We start from the raw sequence: 20,224 nt of genomic DNA, 5'->3' as shown, positions 1-20,224 counted from the left end.
ATGCCAAGTACTCATGTAGCGCTAGCACTAGCGCTACATGGCGCTAGTGGTCTACCTTGCTTCTCGGGACGCCCGGCTGCTCCAGCGGAGAGCCAGGGGTTTCAAGCGCTGACCTGCGAAAACGCAGCAGCCCGCCTAGTGCTGCACTAGGCGGGCTGGTGCTCGGAGCGTTGCACCGCCTCGAGCACTGTCGGCCACATCCAGGGTGGTTGGAGGACCGACATGTCGAGTGTGACTGATCAGTTGGCCGGCACCGGGCAGCGGGAGGGAGGAGTGGTCACGCACTTCTACCTCGGGCTGGCCCCGAAGGCGCGGTACGAGTGCGACCTGGCCGAGAAGGCCGCGTACCTGGTGATCGGTGCGAGCGTGGTGGCCGGCTTCGAGTCCGTCGTGTTCACGCACGGCGCCGAGGGCCGGGAGCTGACCACGCCGGACGGCACGCTGCTGAAGGTCGTGACCCTGTTCGGGTCCTGTGGCGTCGTGGCGGCCCTGGCGTTCGTCGGAGGTGCTCGATGAGCGAGGAGGAGTGCCACCAGGCGGCCGCCGAGATGGAGGCCGCGCGCCAGCAGGCGCAGAACGCGCTGGCCGCGGCGAGCGAGGCCGCGGGACGGCTCGCGGAGACGCTGGCCCAGGCGGCGCAGCAGGCGGGGGGTGCCCGGTGAAGCGCGGGCTGTGGGCGGTGCGGGTGTTGTTCGCCGTGGCCGTCGCGGTGGAGATCTGGAGCGCGGTGACGGGGGACCGGACGGTCCTTTCCGTGTCGGCGCTGGTGGCGGTGGCGCTGGCGGCCATCAATCACGCGATCGTCGCGTCGGGGGGTGCCCGGTGAGGACGATCACGTACACCTACTTCGGGTTCGACCCGCAGAACCGGTACTCGGCCGAAATCGACGAGACCCATGCCTATCTGACGATCGGCGCGAACGCCCTCGCGGGCTTTGACCCGGTCCTCTACACGTGCGACAGCGCCGGCTGGTGGCCGATGACCACGCCGGACGGCGAGGAGATGCGGGTGGTGGCCCTGACGGACAGCTCCGGCGTGATCACCGTCCTCGCGTTCGTGGGGAGGGCCGGCTGATGTACGGACAGATTCGCGTGCTCCTGGTCGACCGGGCGGTGGCCGCGGTGGCGACGGCGGCCCGGGTCGCCCGGCTCGCGGTCCGCCTCGCGACGCGGACGTCGATGGGGCCGGCAGACCTGTACGCCGCCGTCGCCACCGCGAAGTTCATGGCGGCGCACGAGCTGATCGAGAAGGCCGCCGACGCGGTCGAGGAGTCCGGCGACCCGGACGTCGAGGTGACCGACCTCCGTACGCCGATCTGGTTCGGCAAGATCACGATTCACGAGGAGACCCAGGGATGAGCACGACGAGCAGCGGCCCGTACGACTGGGCCTCCGACAGTGCCGCGGGCTTCGACTCGCGTACGGACCGGCCGTACAGGCCGCGGACGACGACGCCTCCGCCGCGTACGTCGGACGGGTTCGCCGACTGGCCCGACGACGGGCCCGCCGCCCGTCCGACCCGGCCCCGTCCCGCCCGCCCGGCTCCGTCCCGCGCCGCCAACGTCGCCGAGGCCGCCGGCGCGGCGGCCGGCGCCTTCGTCGGCGGCATCGGCGGCTCGGTCCTCCCGCCGGTGAACGTCACGGTCAACCGCGGCGGCGGACAGGGCGGTTCCGGCAACGGTGGCTCGGGCGGCGGCCGGGGCGCGGCCCCCGCCGACGGCGCGGACCGGCACCAGGGCGACCGGATGATCTACGCGATCGAGAAGATCGAGATCCGTTCCGACCGCGACATCCTCGCCCTCGCGAAGGCGATCAACCACCTCGGCCGCGAGCTCCACCTGATCCTGGGGATGCGCGCCGAGGAGATCAACGGGGTGCTCAGCACCTACAAGGGCAAGTGGTACACCTTCGGCGCCTCCTCCCGGGTCAAGGCCCGCTTGGTCTCCGCGCACCTGAAAGTCAGCGCGGAGGCCGCGAAGGCCTTGGGCGTGGGCGCGCTGAAGATGGCCGCCGCGTTCAACAGGCACTTCGTCGTCCCGGAGCAGGAGGCCAAGCGCGCCCGGTCCGGCAAGACCGCCCCGAAGACGTTCACGATCGGGGGCGAGTGATGGCCCGCGCGAAGAAGGCCGCCGAGACGGCGGCCCCGGCCGGGGCCGGCTCCGAGGTGGTCGCGGTCGGCAAGTCCGTGGGCAAGGCGGTCTGCGGATACATCCTGGCGAAGTCCCTGCCCTACACCCCGCCGTGGATCGCTGCGGCGACCCTGCCCCCCGCGGCAGGCGCAGCGGTGAACCTTATGTGGGGCGACGAGGCGATGTCGGCCGGCCTCGCCTCCGCCGGGATCGCCCTCGGCGGCGCCGCCCTGGCGGCCGTGACCTGGAAGACCAGCGGCGCGAACACCAAGTTCCGCAAATTCCGGCGGGCGCAGGCGACCGCGACGGTGGCGGCCGGGATGGGCTGGCTCACCTGCGCCGTGTCCGCCGGGCCTTTCGGCCGACCGATGCTGGACCTGTGGCTCATGGGTGGTGCGCTCATCGCGGCGTCCTGGAACGCCCGGCAGATCATGGCCGCCGGCCAGGGCGCAGACCCCGAGGAGACCAACGAGGGCGGGACGCTGGCTAAGCTGACCGAGGCGATCGGCTGGGAGAAGGTCACCGTCAAGGACGCCAAGGGCACCGGCAAGGGCACGGTGAAAGCCGCGCTCGAGGTCGCCCCGGGCACGACGATCGACGCGGTGCAGTCCACGGCCTCCAAGGTCGCGGCCGCGCTCCAGGTCCCGCCGTCCGGGGTGATCGTCACCCCGGACCCGGAGAACGCGGCGCGCGGCATGATCTCGATGCGCGTCGCCGACCTGCTGAAGGACGGCGTGGCCTTCCTGATGCCGGAGGCCTTCGGGCTGATGCCGACGGAGCCGATCCCGCTTGGCATGTACGCCGACGGTGAGATCTGGGCGATCGGCCCCTTCGCGGCGGCGATCCTTCAGCACGTCCTCGTGATGGGCGTGACCGGCGCGGGGAAGTCGGAGCTGCTGCGCACGCTCCTGGCGCACCTGGCCACCCGCCAGAAGATGACCGTCTTCCTGATCGACCTCTCCAAGGGCCGTCAGACCGTCGGGCACATGGCCGACGGGATCGACTGGCTCGTCCAGGACGCCAAGGAGGCCAAGCGGCTGCTGAAGAGCCTTCCGGCCGCGATCAAGGCGCGCGGCAGCGTCCTGGCAGACGAGGGCCTTGACCAGTGGTCCCCCGCCTCGTCGCTCTCCGCGATGCTCGTGTGGGTCGAGGAGGCCGCCGACGTCGCCGACTTCGACGAGCTGGAGAAGATCGCACGGGCCGCCCGCTCGGTCGGCATCTGGCTCGGCATCAGCCTCCAGCGCGCCACCTGGACCAACATCTCCACCGACGTGCGCGCCAACTTGCAGGGCTCGATCTGCATGGGCGTCGACGACGCGGGCGACGCCGGGTTCTGCCTGCCGGACTCCGTCGTCGCCGCCGGCGCCGTTCCCGCCTGGGGCTCGGGTCGGCCCGGCTACGGCTTCGCGACCGGCATGGGCATCGAGCAGGAGCGCTGGACGATGGAGGCCCGCTCCTCCCTCACCAACCGGGAGGTCCTCGCCGCCCTCGTGGCCGCCGCCGCCCCGTACCGCGACCCGCTCGACGCCGCGACCGCCGGCGCGCTCGGCCAGGCCTACGCCCAGCGCACCCACAAGGGCACCAACAAGACCACTCCCGGCATCGAGCAGTCGGCCGCGGCAGCGAGGGAAGCGCTCCGCGCCGCCATCGCCGCCGCTCCGCCTGGAGCCGTTGCGATCCCGGACACCCCCGATGCCCTTGCGGTCCTGGCCCCGGCCGCACCGGCCGCCGCTCCGCCCGCCGTGGCGGCTGCTCCGCCTGCCGCGGCGATCGCTCCGCCCGCTGCGGCTGCGGCTCCGTCCGCGGTCCCCGCCCCCTCCGCTCAGGACGACACCGACATGGACGAGATCGACATGGACGACATCGAGGAGGCCGCCGCCGTGGAGATTCAGGACGCCCACGACGAGATCATGGGCGCCATCCCCGGCGACCCCGAGCCGGACGCCGACTACGCCGGTCTCCGCCTGGAGGACGACGTCGTCGAGCCCGACCCCGACAGCGACATGGAGTTCGAGCAGCCCGAGCGCATGTCCACCGAGGACGCCCGCCACACCCTCTACGCCGAACTCGACCTGTGGGCCGCCCAGGGCCGCCTGGAGTTCGAGCCCGCCGACCTCATCCCGGCCACCGTCGCGACCGGCCGCAAGCGCCCGTGGATGCAGGGCGAGCTGAAGCGCCTCGTCGAGGCCGGGATCCTTCAGCGCGACGGCCACGGCACCTACGTGATCCTCCACTCCCCTCTCCAGCCCGCGTAACGGCTACACACCGTAACGATCTGACAGTCACGGTCGGGCCTGACTTCTGACAGTCAGGCCCGACGGGGGCCTAAAGAGAAGTCACTGATTTTCCCTGGTGAAACCCCCTGGTAGTCCGCTCTGACTGTCAAAGTCACCGTCCCTGACACCCGCCTGACGATTACTCAGAGTGAGGAACGCTATGTACGCCGGACGCCCCGAAGACCTGCGCCGCAAGGAGCAGCAGGCCGCCGCCATCGCCGCCGAGATCGCCGAACTGATGAACCGGATCACCGCCCTCGGCATCGGCCCCCTGCTGCCCGCCGCCGGCCGGATCGTCGGCCCCAGCTTCGACATCCGCCGCACCGAGCGCGGCTGGACCGTACGCGCCTGACCGCCCCGACACCGCCGAGGAGGACCCCATGGATTCGCAGCCTGACCCCAAGACCACCGCCCTCGCCGCCGACCTGATCGCGGCCGTCGAGGACGCCGTGGCACCCGCCGTGGCGCCCACCGCACCGATCCCGACCTCGTACCGCGACACCACCCCGGTGCCCGTCGTCGGCACCGCCGCCCCGGTCGACCAGCCCGGCCGCCCGCCGATGTCGCAGAAGGCCACCGACGCCTCGGTCGTGATGCTCGCGGCTGGCGCCGGAACCCTGATGGCCGGCACCGGCGCGGGCATCGCCCTGTGGGCCTTGGCCGGAGTCGATCCGCTCACCCTCGCACTCGCCGTCGGCGCGCCCGTCACCATCGTCGCCGCCCTCGCTGGCCTGGTCCGCCGCGCGGGCCAGGCCGCGCAGCAGGCCGCCCCGGTCACGCACCACCACCACTACACCGGCCCCGTCCGCCAGACCCACACCCACAAGACCCACACGCAGGCGCGCGGCATGTTCGCCCGCAGCACGACCGACGCCCGCCACTGACCCCGTGAGGGAGAAGCTCGTGACGATCCATCCGATGCCCTCCACCACCCTGGACGTCGTCCTCGCCGCCCACGGCGAGCGGTGCGGCTGCGAGGGCGTCTGCGGCAGCCACCAGGGAGACCGCTGCGAAAGCCAGCTCAACGAGCGGCCCTTGCACGCCGCCCCCTACCCGCCCCGCCTGACCGACACCGCCAACGCCGCCGTACCCGCCGCCAACCTGCGGTCCTGGTGCCCGCGGTGCTGGCACAGGGCCCTGAAGATCCAGCGGGAACACGCCGCCGCCGAACGCCTGCGACAGCTGCACGACGCCCAAGAAGCGCTGTTCGACCCGGCTACCCTCACCGCCAGCTGACCCCGGACACACGAGTGGGGCCAGGAGATTGCACCTCCCGGCCCCACCCTTACGACCACGGAGAACGCCCGTGACGCACATGGAAACCTACCCGCCCCGGCTCAACGGCCACGCCTACCCGGCCGCTCCGCCCACCACCGACTCCGCTCCGCACACCGGGGCCGGTGCTCCGCCCGCCCGAGGCGCGGGGGAGACTGCCCGGATGCATGACCTGAAGACGCCCGCCACGATCCCGGCCCCGAGCGGCCCCGCCGAGGCCTCCCATGCGCCCGCCCCGGCGACCGAGGAGACGGCTCCGCCCGCGAGCCAGAGTGCTCCGCCGCGCGAGGAGACGGCTCCGCCCGCCCCCCGGGCATGGTCGGTCAAGGCGATGCGAGGGGTCATCCTCGCCTCCGCGCTCTGCGCGGCCGTGGTCGCCGCCATCGGCTTCATCGGCTCCTACGACGCGCTGCGCGGCCTCGCCGAGGCCCACGGATTCGCCTGGTACTCGTGGATCTTCCCGGTCGGCATCGACGCCGGCATCGTCGCCATGTACGGGCTGGACCTCGTCATGGTCTGGCGCCGGATGCCCAAGCCCCTGCTGCGCATGGTCGCCCACCTCCTCACCGCGGCGACGATCGTCTTCAACGCGGCCTCGGGTGACAAACCGATCCTCGTCGACCCGCTCGGCGCCCTCATGCATGGCGTGCTGCCGCTGCTCTTCGTCGCCGTGGTCGAAGCCGTACGGCACCTGATCATCCGCACCAACCGCCTGGTCCTGGGCGTCGAATCGGACCAGGTCCCGCTGCACCGCTGGCTCCTGTCCCCCTTCGCCGCCTGGGGCATCTACCGCCGGATGAAGCTGCGCGGCATCACCTCCTACAACCGCGTCGTCGAGATGGACAAGGAACTCGACGTCTACGAGGCGTGGCTCAAGCACAAGCACGGACGCAACTGGAAGAAGAAGGCCGACGCCACCGCCCTGCTGCCTTTCACCATGGCCCGGTACGGCATGAGCGTGGACGACTCCCTGGACCTGCCCCGCAAGCAGCAGGAGGCCGACGACGCCCGCGCGGCCGCCGAGGCCGAGCGGATTGCGGCCGCCGCGGCCGGCGAGGAACAGCGCGCCCTGGACGCCGAGGAGCGGGACGCCGACGCGAAGGTCCGGCGCATGCGCATCGGGGCCAAGGTCGAGACCGCAGAACACCTGATCGCGGCGGAGACCTCCGCAGCGGAGGCGGAGGCCCGCGCGGCCGAGGCCGCTGCCAAGGCCGGCGCGAAGGTCGCGGAGGCGGCCGCGGCCGCCGAGGCGGACACCGCCGCGCACCACGCCCGCATCGCGGCGGAGGCGGCCAAGCGCGAGGCGGAGCGCTCCGCCCAGGCGGCGGAGCGGATCGCCGCGCGGGAGGAGGAGGCAGAAAAGACGGCCGCCGAGGCCGAGGCCGAGGCCCGCGCCCTGGCCGCGAAGCGACAGGCGAAGGCCGACGAACTGGCGATCGCCGAGGCCGAGGCCGAGACCGCCAGGAAGCTGGAGGAGGCCCGCCGCCGCCATGCGGAGGCCTTCCGCCTGGAGGAGGAGCAAGCCGCCGCCGAGGCCCGCCAGCAGGCGGAGCTCGCCGAGTTCGCCGCGCGCAAGGCGGCCGCGGAGCAGCAAGCGGCGGAGGCGACCGCCGCCGCCGCCCTCGCCCGCGCGGAGGCAGCCCGCGCCGAGGTCGCGGCCCTGGAGGCCGAGGACATCGCCCGCCTGTCACCCCGCGAGCGCGCCGAACGCAAGGTCGCCCGCATGATCCTCGCGGCCCACGCTGCCCTCCCCGCCGACCAGCGGCCCCAGACGCCCGACATGTACGCGATCACGCTGGAGCAGGTCATGGAGGCGCTCGGCGTCTCCCAGACCGTCGCCGGACAGCGCCGCCAGGCTGCTGCCGACCTCATCGTCGGCGGGTACACCGGCTGACTCGTACCGCGCTGTACGCCAAGGGCGGCACCCCCACCGGGGTGCCGCCCTTCGTTGCCTACGTCCTGCACGAGCACCCGGCCGTACGGGAGACGGCCACCGCCATGGCGACTGTGGCCGCCGTGGTCGCAGCCGTCGCCGCACTCGCCTACACCCGCCGCCGATGACCGGCCTCCCTCTCGGGGCAGCGCGGCCGCCCCGTTCCAAAAATTTGGAACGACCACCACCTCTCCCCATCATGAGACCCGGGTGCCGTCGAGTAGGAGGGCGGCGCCCCCGCCCCGGCGCCGCCCTCCGGCATCGGGCAGGGGGAGTGGGGGCTCATTCCCAAATTTGGGAATGAGCCCCCACCGGGCGATGAGACAGAATCAGATGATTGATCACATCGCCCGTGGGGGGTCCTGTGCAGGAACTTCGCTTTGACGACATCCGGTTCACCCTGGCGGTGAGCAGCGACCAGACGTCGCTCCGGCCCACTCTCGGCGGTCACGAACTGCACGTCCAGCTCTCCATCGGGATGTCGTCCTTTGAAAAAGCGGGACGCATCCTCGCTCTCGAAGCGGACCTGTTCGGCTTCGGCAAGGTGCCGGCGCAGCGCTCCCGCCTTGCCCGCGTGACGACGAACCTGGCGTACACCCCGGTGGTCACGGTCCACCCGGTGAGCCTGGATTTCCCGCTGTCCTCGCGACAGCTGCACGCAATGGAGGAAGCCAGGAACGGCGACATCCGGTTCGAGCTGGATGTCCGCGCGACTCTCCCCCGAGCCGCGGGGTTCCCCGGAAGCACCCAGGCCACGGAGTACATCAGCATCGCGAAGAGCCGCTGGGAGCAGCAGCTCGCCCAGCTCGGTACGTCGGCCGCCTTCGAGATGGCTGTCCCCTACCCGCTCGGCGACCCGGACCGGGACGAAGTCGGCCGGACACTGCGCGAGGCGCAACGACTGCTGACGGCCGGAGAGCCCCGGGCAGCGATCCTGGAGATCAGGCGGGCACTGGAGTGGATCCAGGAAAACGCCGGCTGGGACAAACCCGGCCCCAAGAAGGAAGCGCGCCAGTGCTCGCAGACCGAGCGGTGGTGGCGGATCCTGGACGCCCTCTACAGCCAGACCAGCGGCGCCATGCACAACGACGCGATCACGCGGGACTTCAAGTACTGCCGGGCCGAGGCCGAGACGCTGCTGGCGATGACGGCCGCACTGCTGCGCAACGTGCCGACAGAGCTGAGCCAGCAGCCAGTCCAGACCACGACGGAAGACTGAGAGTGTCCCGACGGAGCTTCCTCCCGGACGAGCCGAAGAAGAGACGTCGCCGCCGATTCATGATCTGGGAGTCGATGTGCGTGCTGTCCGCGAACAATGGACAGTGCGCCTACTGGTGCTCACGCAAGGCAGAGACCATGGACCACGTCATACCGTTCGCCAACGGCGGGTCCGACGACCTCGACAACCTTCTTCCTGCCTGCCGTCCCTGCAACTACCAGAAGCAGGGGCGCGACCCCGTCCGTTGGTACATCGCCACATACATGAACGAGGACTGGCATGGCAGAGGGTCGCTCACTTCACGGGCACCCGGTGGTGAAGCAGGCCTGAGAGGGCGCTACCTCACCTTCCACGAAGAGATCCTTGAGGGTCTCGAAGAGCTCGAGAGGGTAGCGGCCGAGATTCGAGACCCTGCCCGAGAGACATGGTTCCTGTACCACTTCTCCCCCCATGGATACGACATGGGGCTGGGGAACGTCGGAAGCGCGGAGCTCTTGCTCCACTGGTCGAAAGACTCAATCGACAAGGCTCGCGAAGCCGGATTCCCGGATCCGTGGTCACCTGAGGAGCGAGCGAGGATCGACGGTCACCGAGCAGACTGAGGCCACGACCTGATCCGAGACAGCCGCCCGGCGCAGCCTCCAGTGCTGAACGCTGTTGATCAACCCAGACGAGAAGGGCGGCACCCAACAGGGTTCCGCCCTTCTCGTCATGGCCGTTCGTCACCGACGTCCTTCAGCCTCCATGACAGAGGCTTACCTGCTGGCTTCTGTTCGCTCACGGATTGCCGCAGCGACATCGAGCAGGGCATAGGCGACGGCGGCCAAGCCCTCCCCGAGCGCATCGGTCTGGCTTTCCGCACCCTGCCGGCCCGCCGCCGCGTCCGCCCGACGCTCGGCCCAATCGCCGTACACGCTCTTGTCTGACACCCTCGCCCCCACTTTCCACGCCGTCGGCCTGCCCAACGGGCCACTGCACCCTCCCCCACCGAGGCGACGACGAACCACGCAGGCCGACAAGGCCGTCAAGTCCACCTCGTTCCGCCCTCCCGGTCCCGGGCGGCTGCCCTGAAGCGGGCTCCAAGATCAGATGGATCTGCTGCGCCCGACCTGCCCCGACATCTACGGTGTCCACATCGCTCTGACCACAAGTCAGGTTCTGAATATGGGGTGGTTGCAGATGGATGTTCCTCTGGCGGACGCGGTGGCCGCGGTACGCGACGAGCTGATCGAAGCAGCAGGCCGGGCGGGAGAGAACCCCGAGGTCGTGTTTGCGGTGGGGCCGGTGGAGATGGAGTTCGAGGTCGAGGTACGCGCCGATGTGAAAGCCAAGGCCGGGTTCAAGCTGTGGGCGGTGAACGCAGAGACCCAGGCCAGCCTCGCGCGCGGCCGTACCCACCGCGTCTCCTTCACTCTCACCCCGAAGCGCCCCGACGGCACGGACCTGCTCGTCAGCTCCACCCAGGAGCGCCCGGAAGGACCCGGTGACGTGTCAGGGCGTATCCCGGACTGACGGCGCGGCCCGGTCGGCACCGCCATACCTGCGGCAGGACGGCAGGAGGTGAGGAAAGGACGGAAGTGGAAAAGCTCAGGATCGCCGCCGTAACTGGCCCGAAGGGCCCAGGGCGCAGCTCAGGTTCGGGATATGCGGTCGGGAGCCGCCTGGTCCTGACCTCCGCGCACGTCACCGGCCCGAACGGCACCCGAGTCCACGTGTTCCACCCCGGCGGCGACGGCAGCGCGGGCGGAACGGTCGTGTGGGCCGGCGAGCCGGGCGGGCGCGACGATGCGGCGCTGGTACTCGTCGATGATTCTCCCTATTGGAGGCCGCCGATAGTGCCGGTCCTGTGGGGACGCCCGGACACCACCCGTCCCGGTGCGCCATGCGAGACGTGGGGCGTTCCAGACGAAGCCCAGCGCCCAGGCCGACCCATCGAGGCCGCGCACCTGCACGGGGAGGTGAACCCCGGCAGCGGCTTCGTCGGCAACCAATACGTAATGGACCTGCGCACCTCCGCTGCCGGGTGGCCGGGCAGCGGAACCTCGCCATGGTCGGGCCTGTCAGGAGCGGCGGTGTTCTGTGACCGATACCTGACCGGCGTCGTCGCCTCCGACCGCCAGCACTCCGACCACGGCCGGCTCAACGTCGTCCCCTCCTACGTCCTCCACCACGACCCCGCCTTCCGTGCAGCCCTAGCCGATCATGGCGTCAGCCCGCAGGTCGGGCTGGAAGCGGTGGAGTTCCAAGACCTCTCCGACCCCGCAGCCAGGCCCACCCTTCGACTAGCTCCGGCAACACCGGCGGCCCTGCTGGAAGCCGGACGCCAGACGGTCCCCTTCCACGGCCGCGAGAACCTCGTCGCCCAGCTGAAAGCATGGTGTGACCAGGGGGGATTCGGGGCGTGGCTGCTCCATGGTCCGGGCGGACAGGGCAAGACCCGCCTGGCCCACCGCCTCACCCACCTACTCACGACCGAAGGCTGGACGGTTTTGTGGCCGCGCGCCAGCGCCCGCCCCGACCAGCTGCTGGAGGTCCGCCGGGCGGCGAAGCCGCTGCTGGTCATCCTCGACTACGCCGAGACCCGCCCCGACCAGCTCACCGCCCTCGTCGAAGCCGCCGCCGAACATCCCGGCACCAGCCCATTCAAACTCCTGCTCCTGGCCCGCACCGCCGGCGACTGGTGGCAACAGGCCGCCACCGCCACCCGTCAGGCCGAAGAACACCTCACCACCGCCCGTACCACCCTCCTCACCCCCCTGGAAGACAAGCCCGAACGGCGCGCTAGCCACTACCTCGACGCCGCACGCGCCCTAGCCGTCGCCCTTCCAGCTGTCCCAGGCCTCGTCAGCCACGACTGGACTGCGACCGCCGCAGCCCTACAGCCGCCACGACACCTTGAAGAAGACGACGCCTACGGCAACGCGCTCACTCTCCACATGACCGCTCTCGCCGACCTCCTCGACACCGCACGGACCGAACCCGCGGACAGCAGCGGAGGAGAACAGGACGTTCAGGACGTCGAGGACCGGCTACTCGGCCACGAAGCCCGGTACTGGCAGGGCAGCGCCACCGCCTGCGGCCTCTGCCCCAGCCTGAGTATGGACACGCTGCGGACCGCCCTTGCAGCAGCTCACCTCACCGGTGCCTCCGACCGCGAACACGCCGACCTCCTATGGCGGCGTCTGCCCCCGCTCGCGGACCAGCCCCGCGACCGCCGCAACCAGGTCACCGCCTGGCTCGCTGCCCTCTACCCCGCCACCACCTCGCGGAACGGCCCACCGTGGGGCACCCTTCAACCCGACCGCCTCGCCGAACGCCACACCGGCCGCGCCCTCGACGCCGACCCATACCTCGCCGACCACCTTCTCGACGGAGCCGACGGCACCCAGGCAGACCAACTCCTCACCGTCTACAGCCGTGCTGCCGCCCACCCCGCCTTCCAAGGCAGGCTCGACACCCACCTCACCGACCTCTGCATTCGTCACCACAAGCAACTCGGCCCGCACATCGTCACCACCGCCACCCGCACCGACTACCCCACCCCCCTCACCACCGCCCTTGACACCATCACTACCGACCCCACAACCACCTTCGAAACCCTCAACGCGCTGTACAGCCAATTTCCCCGCGCCAGCCACCGCCTCGCCACCACCTCCGCCCGCCTCGCCACCACGATCACCCGCCGATACCGAGTTCTGGCCGAAGCGAATCCCGACGCCCACCTGCCCAACCTCGCCAGTGCACTCAACAATCTCTCCAACCACTTAAGTGAGGTGGGGCGGCATGAGGAGGGTCTGGCTGCCGTCCAGGAGGCCGTAGCCATCCGCCGTTCTCTGGCCGAAGCGAATCCCGACGCCCACCTGCCCAGCCTCGCCGGCTCCCTCAACAATCTTTCGAACCGTTTGGGTGCGGTGGGGCGGCGGGAGGAGGGTCTGGCTGCCGTCCAGGAGGCCGTAGCCATCCGCCGTTCTCTGGCTGAAGCGAATCCCGACGCCCACCTGCCCGACCTCGCCGGCTCCCTCAGTAATCTTTCGAACCGTTTGGGTGCGGTGGGGCGGCGGGAGAAGGGTCTGGCTGCCGCCCATGAAGCCGTGGCAACCCACCGTTCTCTGGCTGAAGCGAATCCCGACGCCCACCTGCCCGACCTCGCCACCTCCCTCAGTAATCTTTCGAACCGTTTGGGTGCGGTGGGGCGGCATGAGGAGGGTCTGGCTGCCGCCCATGAAGCCGTAGCCATCCGCCGTTCTCTGGCTGAAGCGAATCCCGACGCCCACCTGCCCAACCTCGCCGGCGCGCTCAACAATCTTTCGAACCGTTTGGGTGCGGTGGGGCGGCGGGAGAAGGGTCTGGCTGCCGCCCATGAAGCCGTAGCCATCCGCCGTTCTCTGGCTGAAGCGAATCCCGACGCCCACCTGCCCAACCTCGCCGGCTCCCTCAGTAATCTTTCGAACCGTTTGGGTGCGGTGGGGCGGCATGAGGACGGTCTGGCTGCCGTCCAGGAGGCCGTAGCCATCCGCCGTTCTCTGGCTGAAGCGAATCCCGACGCCCACCTGCCCGACCTCGCCGGCGCGCTCAACAATCTCTCCAACCACCTAAGTGCCGTGGGGCGGCGGGAGGAGAGTATGGCTGGCGTCCAGGAGGCCGTCGGTCTTTACCGGTCCCTGGTGGAGACGAACCCCGATGCTTATCTGCCCAACCTCGCCAGCGCGCTCCACAATCTCTCTGCCCGCTTGAATGCGGTGGGGCGGCGGGAGGAGGGTCTGGGTGCTGTCCAGGAGGCCGTCGGTCTTTACCGGTCCCTGGTGGAGACGAACCCCGATGCCCACCTACCTGACCTCGCCGGGGCACTGGTTGCTCTTACTAACCGTTTGAATGTGGTGGGGCGGCGGGAGGAGGGTCTGGGTGCTGTCCAGGAGGCCGTCGGTCTTTACCGGTCCCTGGTGGAGACGAACCCCGATGCCCACCTACCTGACCTCGCGACAGCAATCCACAATCTCTCTATCTGCTTGAGCACGGTGGGGCGGCATGAGGAGGGCCTGGCTGCCGCCGAGGAGGCCGTTGTCATCCACCGCTCTTTGGAGGAGGCGAACTCTGACGCTTATCTGCCCGACCTCGCTGGCGCGCTCAACAATCTTTCTCTCCGTTTGGGTGCGGTGGGGCGGCGGGAGGAGGGTCTGGGTGCTGTCCAGGAGGCCGTGGCCATTTACCGTTCTCTGGCGGAGATGGACCCCGTGGCCCACCTGCCCAATCTCACCGACGCGCTCCACAATCTCTCTGTTCGCTTGGGTGATTTGGGGCGGCATGAGAGGGGTCTGACTGCCGTCCAGGAGGCCGTGGCCATCCGTCGCTCTCTGTTGGAGGCGAGCCCCGACGCCCACCTCCCTAACCTCGCCAGATCCCTCACCAATCTCTCCAAACACCTAAGTGAGTTGGGGCGGTGGGAGGAAAGTCTGGCTGTCGTTCAGGAGGCCGTGGCCATCCGCCGTTCTCTGGCTGAAGCGAATCCCGACGCCCACTTGCCCGACCTCGCTGGCTCCCTCCACGCTCTCTCTGTCCGTTTCGGTGTGGTGGGGCGGCGGGAGGAGGGCCTAGCCGCCATCCAGGATGCCCTCACAATCCACCGTGCCCTGGCTGAGGTAAACCCCAGCCTTTTTGGGCCCCCCCTGCAACAGTCCCTGGACGTGGCTGCCTGGTTGAACGGGCTTGAACCGTAAGCCCAGGCTGGGTTTCCGCCTGAGGACCGGAATACCGCACCTCAGGTGTGCCGATGGGCCGAAGGCTGCCCGGACCTCTCACCTGCTCGACTCACTTCGCCAAGAAGTGCGTCCAGCAGCACTGCTGCTCTCGGTGATGGTGTCGGCCTTCAGTCGGCGTCAACGCCCTCTGCGGCTCCTAGATGTGCCACGTTTGCCACGGTCACATAAGCAGGCCCGATGCCCCCATCCCTCGGATGACACACGGCCGAGACGCACCTTGGCCCTGCCCCTTCTGCCACTGGAGGGGGCCTGGGTGGCATGCTTTCTGGCCGAGACACAGCACAGCAGCAGGAGGTCGGTATGGCGCGGCGTGTGGCGTTCGTGAACAACAAGGGGGGTGTCGGGAAGACAACCACTACGGTCCGTCTCGCCGAGGCCCTGGCCAAGGAGGGCAAGCGGGTCCTCGTGGTGGATATGGACCCGCAGGGCAACGCCTCCACCTTCCTGGGCTGGTCCTGGGATCCCACCCAGGATCAGCCGACTATCAGCGAGGCCATCCAGGTTGCGACCGAGGGCGCCGCCCGAGCCGTGGTCCAGCCGATCGGCTGGGAGGCCCCCTACGCCGAGCGGATCGCGCTCGCCCCCGCCACGCTCGACCTGGAGAGCCGGATGTCCGAGGCCGGTCTCTCCGGAGCCTGGCGCCGCCTCGACATGGCGCTTGAGGGCGTGGACGACACCTTCGACTACACCCTGATCGACTGCCAGCCCAGCGTCTTCCACCTGACCCAGCTGGCCCTTGCCGCCGCCCATGACGTCGTCATCGTCACCGAAGCCGACATCTACTCCGTCGAAGCCGCCAAGCGTATCCACACCTTCGTCACCCAGCGCGCGCCCAAGGACCTCGCCAACCCGACCCTCGCGGTCAGGGGCGTCATCATCAGTGGTCTCACGAACACGCTGCTGCAGGCCGAGCAGCGCGACTCGATCCGCCGGATCTTCGGTGATCTGGTCTGGGAGCCCTCGGTGAAGCTGCGGACGACCCTTGCTGAAGCCAACACGGATGCCCTCCCGCTCACGGACTCCCGCGTGGCGGACTCCCGCGCGACCTACGAACTTCTCGCCCAGGCCTTCCTCAAGGCGGTGCCTACGCCGTGAGCCGCCGCCGATCTAGCCGCACAGCCGACAGCACCCCCATCCAGGCAGGCCCCTCCATCACCTCCGGGGTGGCTGTGGGGGACCAGGTCTCTGAAGCCGCCAGTAACGCCGTCGCCTTGGCTGGCGGCATTGCTGTCGATTCGTTCATTCCGACCCCGCTCGACCCCGAGACCGTCACTGGTACGCCGGCTGAACGTCTGGCCAAGGTGGAAGCCGCACTGCGTGCCGCCGACGAGCACGCCGCCCGCAGCGTCCGCGCCGCCAAGATCCGCTGGACGATCGAGTCCGGCGCCGCGTTGAAAATCTTGGTCGACGACGACCTCTACACCGCCCGGGGCTACACCTCGCTCGACGCCTATGCCGACGAAATCCTGCACATCAGCCGGACCAACGTCTACAAGACGATTGAGGCAGGCGTCGCGCTCCAGGCCGTCCTGGCCGCCCGCCAAGTGTCGAAAATTTTCGACACTCCCCCGAACGCCTCCCAGGCCCGCGCGCTTCTACCCGTCCTCGCCCTCACCGACGGCGAGGACAAGGCCGTCAACGTCATCGCCGACGTCAAGGCCAGTGGCAAGAAGCTCACCGCGGCCGCCATCAAGGCCGCCGCCCAGCGACTCGGCTACACCGCGGCCATCCCATCCCCAGCCAGCGGCGCCGACGCGGACGACGCCGCGCGACGGACAGAAGCCGGCCGCAGGCTCACGGCCGCCGCCGACGCCGCCGAGCGTGCTCTGGCCCTGTACGAGGAGGTGCTCACCGCAGACGTTCCGCCAGCCGATGCTGACCGCGCTGCCGCCGACCTCGCACGCCTCGCCAAGGCAGGTCGAGTGCTCGCCAAGCAGACGCGTATCCCTGGAAGCCCCCCGACTTTCGTGTAGCCATGCTTCCTCAGCCCAGAGAGGGGTGCTCTCGGAGGTAAATCCCGCTCGCTCGGTCATTGCCGCGGCTACCGCAGCTCAGTGTGCTGCCCCTTGGAACAGCTTGTCGTGATCAGTTTGCCGGCTGTCGGTCGCTCGTCTGCTCCTGCCCCTGGGGGTCTGCAAGGTCTGGGAGTGGGGGCAGAAAGAGGCGCCCCGTCAGCTTGAGGATTGGGGAAATGCCGGGGATATCCCTCCGGATGACCCACATAGCGAAGCGCCAGTACACGAGCAAGGCCGGCGGGACGAGCGCACCGAGAATGAGCATGACGAAACCGGCTGTCGCGATCTTTGTGACGTACTGGGCCATGGCAGGGGCTTCGGGGCGCTCCGTTGTAGCGAGCCACTGAATCAGGCGGAACTCTGCGTAGACGTGAAGGCACGCGAGGGTGAGCCATGCAGTGTTCGTCCAGAACCGAACTCCCTTATGCAGCAGGCTTCCCAACCGTTCGAGCACCAACGGCTCCTCTGGCTGGGGAGGCGTAGCCACCTCCTGCTGACGCCCCAGGAGCTTGTGCGTTGCCTCCAGACCTTCGCGGTCAAGGGTCGGGATGAGGCGTTCCATGAACGTGCCGGAGACCTTCAGGAACTCAGCGCTCCCCAGCAGCAGAATGATCGGAATGACCGTTACCATCGCCCCGGCGAATTCCTCGGTCATCTTGTACGTGTGCAAGCGTCCCCCCAATCAGTGCGTGATCGCACAGGCAACCTAGTGGCTCAGCGCTGTGCCGGTGACCGGAGAGGTTCAATCGCACCTGACGGCCGTCAGAGGATCAAGCCACCATGCGTGACCGCCTCCGGCCTTCCTCCCTGTTGACGAGCAAGGCTGGCGGATAGGGACAGCGGCAGCCCACGCCGATATGGCGTGCGTGGGTGAGGCCCGGCGCCCAGGGGCATCCCCGGGGGCAGTACCGTCGGGCCGCCCTTCCTCTCCCGGTCAGGATCTCTATGTACGCCGTCACTCTCCGGTTCGTCCCCGGGAGGCCCCGCGACATGGGGGAGTGGGAGAAAGAGGCCGTCCTAGACACGTCAGCATGATGCTGGGCAGAGGGACCGTCTGTGCACCGCCGACCCCTCGATTTGAGCTCGGCACCTCATGCTGGATCGAGCCAGTCCGGCGGTGAGTCGACGGAGAAGCTGACCTCATCTTCCGGTACGTCTTCCAGAGGTGCCGCTAGCACCCGCCCGTCGGGGAGATGGATCTCAAGGTCATAGTGCGAGACGCCACTGACTGCCGCACGCGCCCGCTGATGGATGCTGCGAAAGTCGATCGTCAGTTCGTTGGGCGATCGACGGACGACGACACGGGGGATCAGACCTTGTGCGGCTGTGGCTCCGAACGGTGGCTGCCCATGGTGCGAGGTCAGCTGGTCGAGCACCCAGCTGAGTTGATTAGCCCGGCGACTTGGCAGTGAATTCTTGATGACCGCCTCCCCGACCCCCACGGCGACCTGGCAGAAGGCTGACTGTTCATTGCTGGTCAGCTGCATGGCCAACGGCGTTCCGGACTTTGAAACCCCGTGCAGCACGCCTTGCCTCACAGGCAGCTGTCTGTGAGTGAACGAGTGTCGAAGCTCCTCCGTCGAGGCATAGACCTTCATGACCCGCGTCCAAACGTCAGGATGGTTATCGAATGGCGGGACTGGCGCGACGCTCCCCGCTTGGGCCTTGTCTGCCTTCGCCCTGATCTCGTAGCGATTGCCTCGGGCAGGGCGAACGCCAGCACTCTCCAAGGCGAATTCGACCAACTGATCGAGGACCTTCCATGCGGCCCCGAAGAGAAGCACACGGATGTCGTCGGTACTCAGCTGGCCCTGGGCAGACCCAGTCGCATCGGCTGCTCCCACTGTGACCGTCGTTGTTTCCACCACACCAGCCCCGAGACTGATCGAGTCGTCTGGCCCCAGTTCGATGACCGAGGTGGTCTTCGACGGCGGCATCAACGGAGTAGCTCGGTCGAGGACGTATCGCTCGAACTCCGTGGCGTCCTCGAACTCTGCTCGTGTGGCAGGCATCCAGATCTCCTCATGCGGTCGCGACTCCCTTCATCGTCATCCGCGACCTGTCGTGCTGCACTTTGGCTGATCAGCACGCCCGCTCCGACCACGCCCCCGCGCGCCGGGTCGCCTCCAGCGTGGGCTCGGTGTCTGCACTCCACACCACTCCAGCCGGCGCAACCTCCCCGCCCGGCCCCCAGGCGTGACGCGTCTACGTGACGCTATTTGGGTCCTCTGGAGCCGCGAGGAATTCGTGCTGTCGGCTCCCGTGAACATCGTCCTTGCCCCGAACTCAGTGCTGCCCAACGAGCTGAATATCTGTGCTCGATCGATCTCGTGGACAAAGCCAGGGCTGGGTGCCCCCTTTAAGACGTCGTTTCTTATGGCTGTCGGAGCGGCATGAGAGTCTCCGGTCATGAGCTATGACCTTGCTGTCTGGGAAGGCGAGAGGCCGGCGGATGACAAGACCGCCGGCCAGGTCTTCAGCGATCTGTACGAGCGATACATCTGCAGCGAGACGGAGGAGCCTCCGTCCGAACGCATCGCGGCGTATGTCGCCGTGCTGCTTGAGCGGTGGTGCGACCTCGCCGAGGACGATGAGGACACCTCGCCCTGGTCGACCGGCCCGCTGATCGACGAAGCCAGTGGGCCCCTGATCTACTTCCCCATGCGATTCAGCATGGCTGAGGAGGCGTCGGCCTATGCGGCGGCCGTGGCGGAGAGCATGGGGCTGGTCTGCTTCGACGTGCAGCAGGACCGGCTCAGGCCATGAGCAAGGGGCTCAGGCGGCGGTAACCGATCAGGGTCGCTGCTATGCCCACGAAGGCGAGGAAGTGCTCGGCCTTGCGTTCGTAGCGGCGGTGCAGCCTTCGGCAGCCGGCCAGCCAGGACACGGTCCTCTCGACCACCCAGCGGTGCCGGCCCAGCCGCTTCGAGGATTCGATGCCCTTGCGGGCGATGCGGTGGCGGATGCCGCGTTTGCGGAGCCATTGGCGCAGGTGGTCGTAGTCGTAGCCTTTGTCGGCGTGCAGTTTCGCCGGCCGTCGGCGGCGGGGGCCGCGGCGGGAGCGGATGGGCGGGATGCCGCGGACGAGCGGCTCCAGGCCCTGACTGTCGTGCATGTTCGCCCCGGAGATCCCCAGGGACAGGGGCAGTCCGTTGCGGTTGGTGATCAGATGGATCTTCGATCCGAGTTTGCCGCGGTCGGTCGGATTCGGTCCTGTCAAAGGCCCCCTTTTGCCGCTCGCAGACTGACCGAGTCGATCGCACACCGCGACCAGTCCAGCTCACCCCGAGCCCCGAGCTCGTCGAGGATCACACGGCAGAGCCGGGCCCAGACCCGGTCCCGGCTCCACTGGGCGAACCTGCGGTAGACCGTCTGCCAGGCCGGCCCGAAGACCGGCGGCAACTGCCGCCAGGTGCACCCCGACGTCGCCACGAAGATGATCGCGGCCAGGGCCTCGCGGTCACCCGCCCGGCGTCGGCCGCCACCCTGCGGACGTATCACCTCAGTGGGCGGCACCACCCGCCGAAACAGCACCCACAACTCCTCCGGCACCAACCGCTCAACTAAGGGCTGTCCCGCAAGTGCGACCGATCCGTGACACGAGACCGGATCGGTAGGGTCA

At 69.0% G+C, this 20,224-nt stretch carries 23 protein-coding genes; 19 read left to right on the top strand and 4 right to left on the bottom strand.

Annotated features, from left to right (window positions below; all coding sequences use genetic code 11):
• Positions 1 to 231: 231 nt before the first annotated feature.
• From ACWDVG_RS24945 to ACWDVG_RS24880, 14 genes are all read left to right on the top strand, one after another.
• Positions 232 to 516, top strand: coding sequence for a hypothetical protein (locus ACWDVG_RS24945; RefSeq protein ID WP_451702012.1), 285 nt, complete (start codon positions 232 to 234; stop codon positions 514 to 516).
• Positions 513 to 662 carry a hypothetical protein gene (locus ACWDVG_RS24940; protein ID WP_451702010.1) on the top strand — a complete coding sequence of 50 codons (150 nt, stop codon included), beginning with the start codon at positions 513 to 515 and terminating at the stop codon, positions 660 to 662. Before ACWDVG_RS24945 ends, ACWDVG_RS24940 begins: the two co-directional genes overlap by 4 nt.
• Positions 659 to 826: a hypothetical protein gene (locus ACWDVG_RS24935; RefSeq protein WP_451702008.1), complete on the top strand. Its 168-nt coding sequence runs from the start codon at positions 659 to 661 to the stop codon at positions 824 to 826. Before ACWDVG_RS24940 ends, ACWDVG_RS24935 begins: the two co-directional genes overlap by 4 nt.
• Positions 823 to 1,074, top strand: a complete 252-nt coding sequence (locus tag ACWDVG_RS24930; protein WP_451702005.1) for a hypothetical protein — start codon at positions 823 to 825, stop codon at positions 1,072 to 1,074. The genes ACWDVG_RS24935 and ACWDVG_RS24930 overlap by 4 nt, the downstream gene beginning before the upstream one ends.
• The gene (locus ACWDVG_RS24925) at positions 1,074 to 1,358 is read left to right on the top strand and encodes a hypothetical protein (protein ID WP_451702003.1); all 285 of its coding nucleotides are present in this window, start codon (positions 1,074 to 1,076) and stop codon (positions 1,356 to 1,358) included. Before ACWDVG_RS24930 ends, ACWDVG_RS24925 begins: the two co-directional genes overlap by 1 nt.
• Positions 1,355 to 2,107 (top strand): hypothetical protein, encoded by a 753-nt coding sequence (locus ACWDVG_RS24920; RefSeq protein ID WP_451702001.1) that lies wholly within the window; start codon positions 1,355 to 1,357, stop codon positions 2,105 to 2,107. The genes ACWDVG_RS24925 and ACWDVG_RS24920 overlap by 4 nt, the downstream gene beginning before the upstream one ends.
• Complete coding sequence (locus tag ACWDVG_RS24915; RefSeq protein WP_451701999.1) at positions 2,107 to 4,383, top strand: FtsK/SpoIIIE domain-containing protein; 2,277 nt, start codon at positions 2,107 to 2,109, stop codon at positions 4,381 to 4,383. The genes ACWDVG_RS24920 and ACWDVG_RS24915 overlap by 1 nt, the downstream gene beginning before the upstream one ends.
• Positions 4,384 to 4,564: 181 nt before the next feature.
• Complete coding sequence (locus ACWDVG_RS24910) at positions 4,565 to 4,756, top strand: hypothetical protein (RefSeq protein ID WP_451701994.1); 192 nt, start codon at positions 4,565 to 4,567, stop codon at positions 4,754 to 4,756.
• 28 nt (positions 4,757 to 4,784) lie between these two features.
• Positions 4,785 to 5,288 carry a hypothetical protein gene (locus tag ACWDVG_RS24905; RefSeq protein WP_451701992.1) on the top strand — a complete coding sequence of 168 codons (504 nt, stop codon included), beginning with the start codon at positions 4,785 to 4,787 and terminating at the stop codon, positions 5,286 to 5,288.
• A 19-nt stretch (positions 5,289 to 5,307) separates the two neighbouring features.
• Entirely contained in the window at positions 5,308 to 5,640 is a 333-nt protein-coding gene (locus ACWDVG_RS24900; protein ID WP_451701990.1) for a hypothetical protein, read from the top strand.
• 79 nt (positions 5,641 to 5,719) lie between these two features.
• The gene (locus ACWDVG_RS24895; protein ID WP_451702037.1) at positions 5,720 to 7,573 is read left to right on the top strand and encodes a DUF2637 domain-containing protein; all 1,854 of its coding nucleotides are present in this window, start codon (positions 5,720 to 5,722) and stop codon (positions 7,571 to 7,573) included.
• A gap of 41 nt (positions 7,574 to 7,614) precedes the next feature.
• Positions 7,615 to 7,740: a hypothetical protein gene (locus tag ACWDVG_RS24890; RefSeq protein ID WP_451701988.1), complete on the top strand. Its 126-nt coding sequence runs from the start codon at positions 7,615 to 7,617 to the stop codon at positions 7,738 to 7,740.
• A gap of 236 nt (positions 7,741 to 7,976) precedes the next feature.
• The gene (locus ACWDVG_RS24885) at positions 7,977 to 8,831 is read left to right on the top strand and encodes a hypothetical protein (protein ID WP_451701986.1); all 855 of its coding nucleotides are present in this window, start codon (positions 7,977 to 7,979) and stop codon (positions 8,829 to 8,831) included.
• Between the two features lie 59 nt (positions 8,832 to 8,890).
• Entirely contained in the window at positions 8,891 to 9,433 is a 543-nt protein-coding gene (locus ACWDVG_RS24880; RefSeq protein ID WP_451702035.1) for an HNH endonuclease, read from the top strand.
• Between the two features lie 153 nt (positions 9,434 to 9,586).
• On the opposite strand, the gene ACWDVG_RS24875 is transcribed toward ACWDVG_RS24880, so the two are convergent.
• On the bottom strand, positions 9,587 to 9,760 hold the full coding sequence (locus ACWDVG_RS24875) for a hypothetical protein (RefSeq protein WP_451701984.1): 174 nt from the start codon (positions 9,758 to 9,760) through the stop codon (positions 9,587 to 9,589).
• Between the two features lie 160 nt (positions 9,761 to 9,920).
• On the opposite strand from ACWDVG_RS24875, the gene ACWDVG_RS24870 reads away from it, so the two are divergent.
• The 4 genes from ACWDVG_RS24870 (at position 9,921) to ACWDVG_RS24855 (ending at position 16,560) form a co-directional block, all read left to right on the top strand.
• Entirely contained in the window at positions 9,921 to 10,343 is a 423-nt protein-coding gene (locus tag ACWDVG_RS24870; RefSeq protein ID WP_451701982.1) for a trypco2 family protein, read from the top strand.
• A gap of 65 nt (positions 10,344 to 10,408) precedes the next feature.
• Positions 10,409 to 14,545, top strand: a complete 4,137-nt coding sequence (locus tag ACWDVG_RS24865; protein ID WP_451701981.1) for a tetratricopeptide repeat protein — start codon at positions 10,409 to 10,411, stop codon at positions 14,543 to 14,545.
• A 342-nt stretch (positions 14,546 to 14,887) separates the two neighbouring features.
• On the top strand, positions 14,888 to 15,682 hold the full coding sequence (locus ACWDVG_RS24860) for a ParA family protein (protein ID WP_451701979.1): 795 nt from the start codon (positions 14,888 to 14,890) through the stop codon (positions 15,680 to 15,682).
• Positions 15,683 to 15,750: 68 nt separating this feature from the next.
• Positions 15,751 to 16,560: a hypothetical protein gene (locus tag ACWDVG_RS24855; protein ID WP_451701976.1), complete on the top strand. Its 810-nt coding sequence runs from the start codon at positions 15,751 to 15,753 to the stop codon at positions 16,558 to 16,560.
• 112 nt (positions 16,561 to 16,672) lie between these two features.
• On the opposite strand, the gene ACWDVG_RS24850 is transcribed toward ACWDVG_RS24855, so the two are convergent.
• Together ACWDVG_RS24850 and ACWDVG_RS24845 are read right to left on the bottom strand one after the other, a co-directional pair.
• On the bottom strand, positions 16,673 to 17,257 hold the full coding sequence (locus tag ACWDVG_RS24850; protein ID WP_451701975.1) for a hypothetical protein: 585 nt from the start codon (positions 17,255 to 17,257) through the stop codon (positions 16,673 to 16,675).
• Between the two features lie 436 nt (positions 17,258 to 17,693).
• Entirely contained in the window at positions 17,694 to 18,614 is a 921-nt protein-coding gene (locus ACWDVG_RS24845; RefSeq protein WP_451701974.1) for a hypothetical protein, read from the bottom strand.
• Between the two features lie 397 nt (positions 18,615 to 19,011).
• Here ACWDVG_RS24845 and ACWDVG_RS24840 point away from each other — a divergent pair, with 397 nt between their 5' ends.
• Complete coding sequence (locus ACWDVG_RS24840; RefSeq protein ID WP_451701972.1) at positions 19,012 to 19,368, top strand: hypothetical protein; 357 nt, start codon at positions 19,012 to 19,014, stop codon at positions 19,366 to 19,368.
• Here the strand turns inward: ACWDVG_RS24840 and ACWDVG_RS24835 are convergent.
• Positions 19,358 to 20,157 (bottom strand): IS5 family transposase gene (locus ACWDVG_RS24835; protein ID WP_451701970.1). Its coding sequence is split into 2 segments (ribosomal slippage): positions 19,358 to 19,824 and positions 19,824 to 20,157, totalling 801 coding nucleotides; the frame shifts between segments, so codons are not numbered across the junction. The two genes, ACWDVG_RS24840 and ACWDVG_RS24835, sit on opposite strands and share 11 nt — an antisense overlap.
• Positions 20,158 to 20,224: the final 67 nt, after the last annotated feature.

The sequence above is a fragment of the Streptomyces sp. NPDC003327 genome, from assembly GCF_053589515.1.
This window is presented reverse-complemented; position numbering and strand designations above follow the sequence as displayed.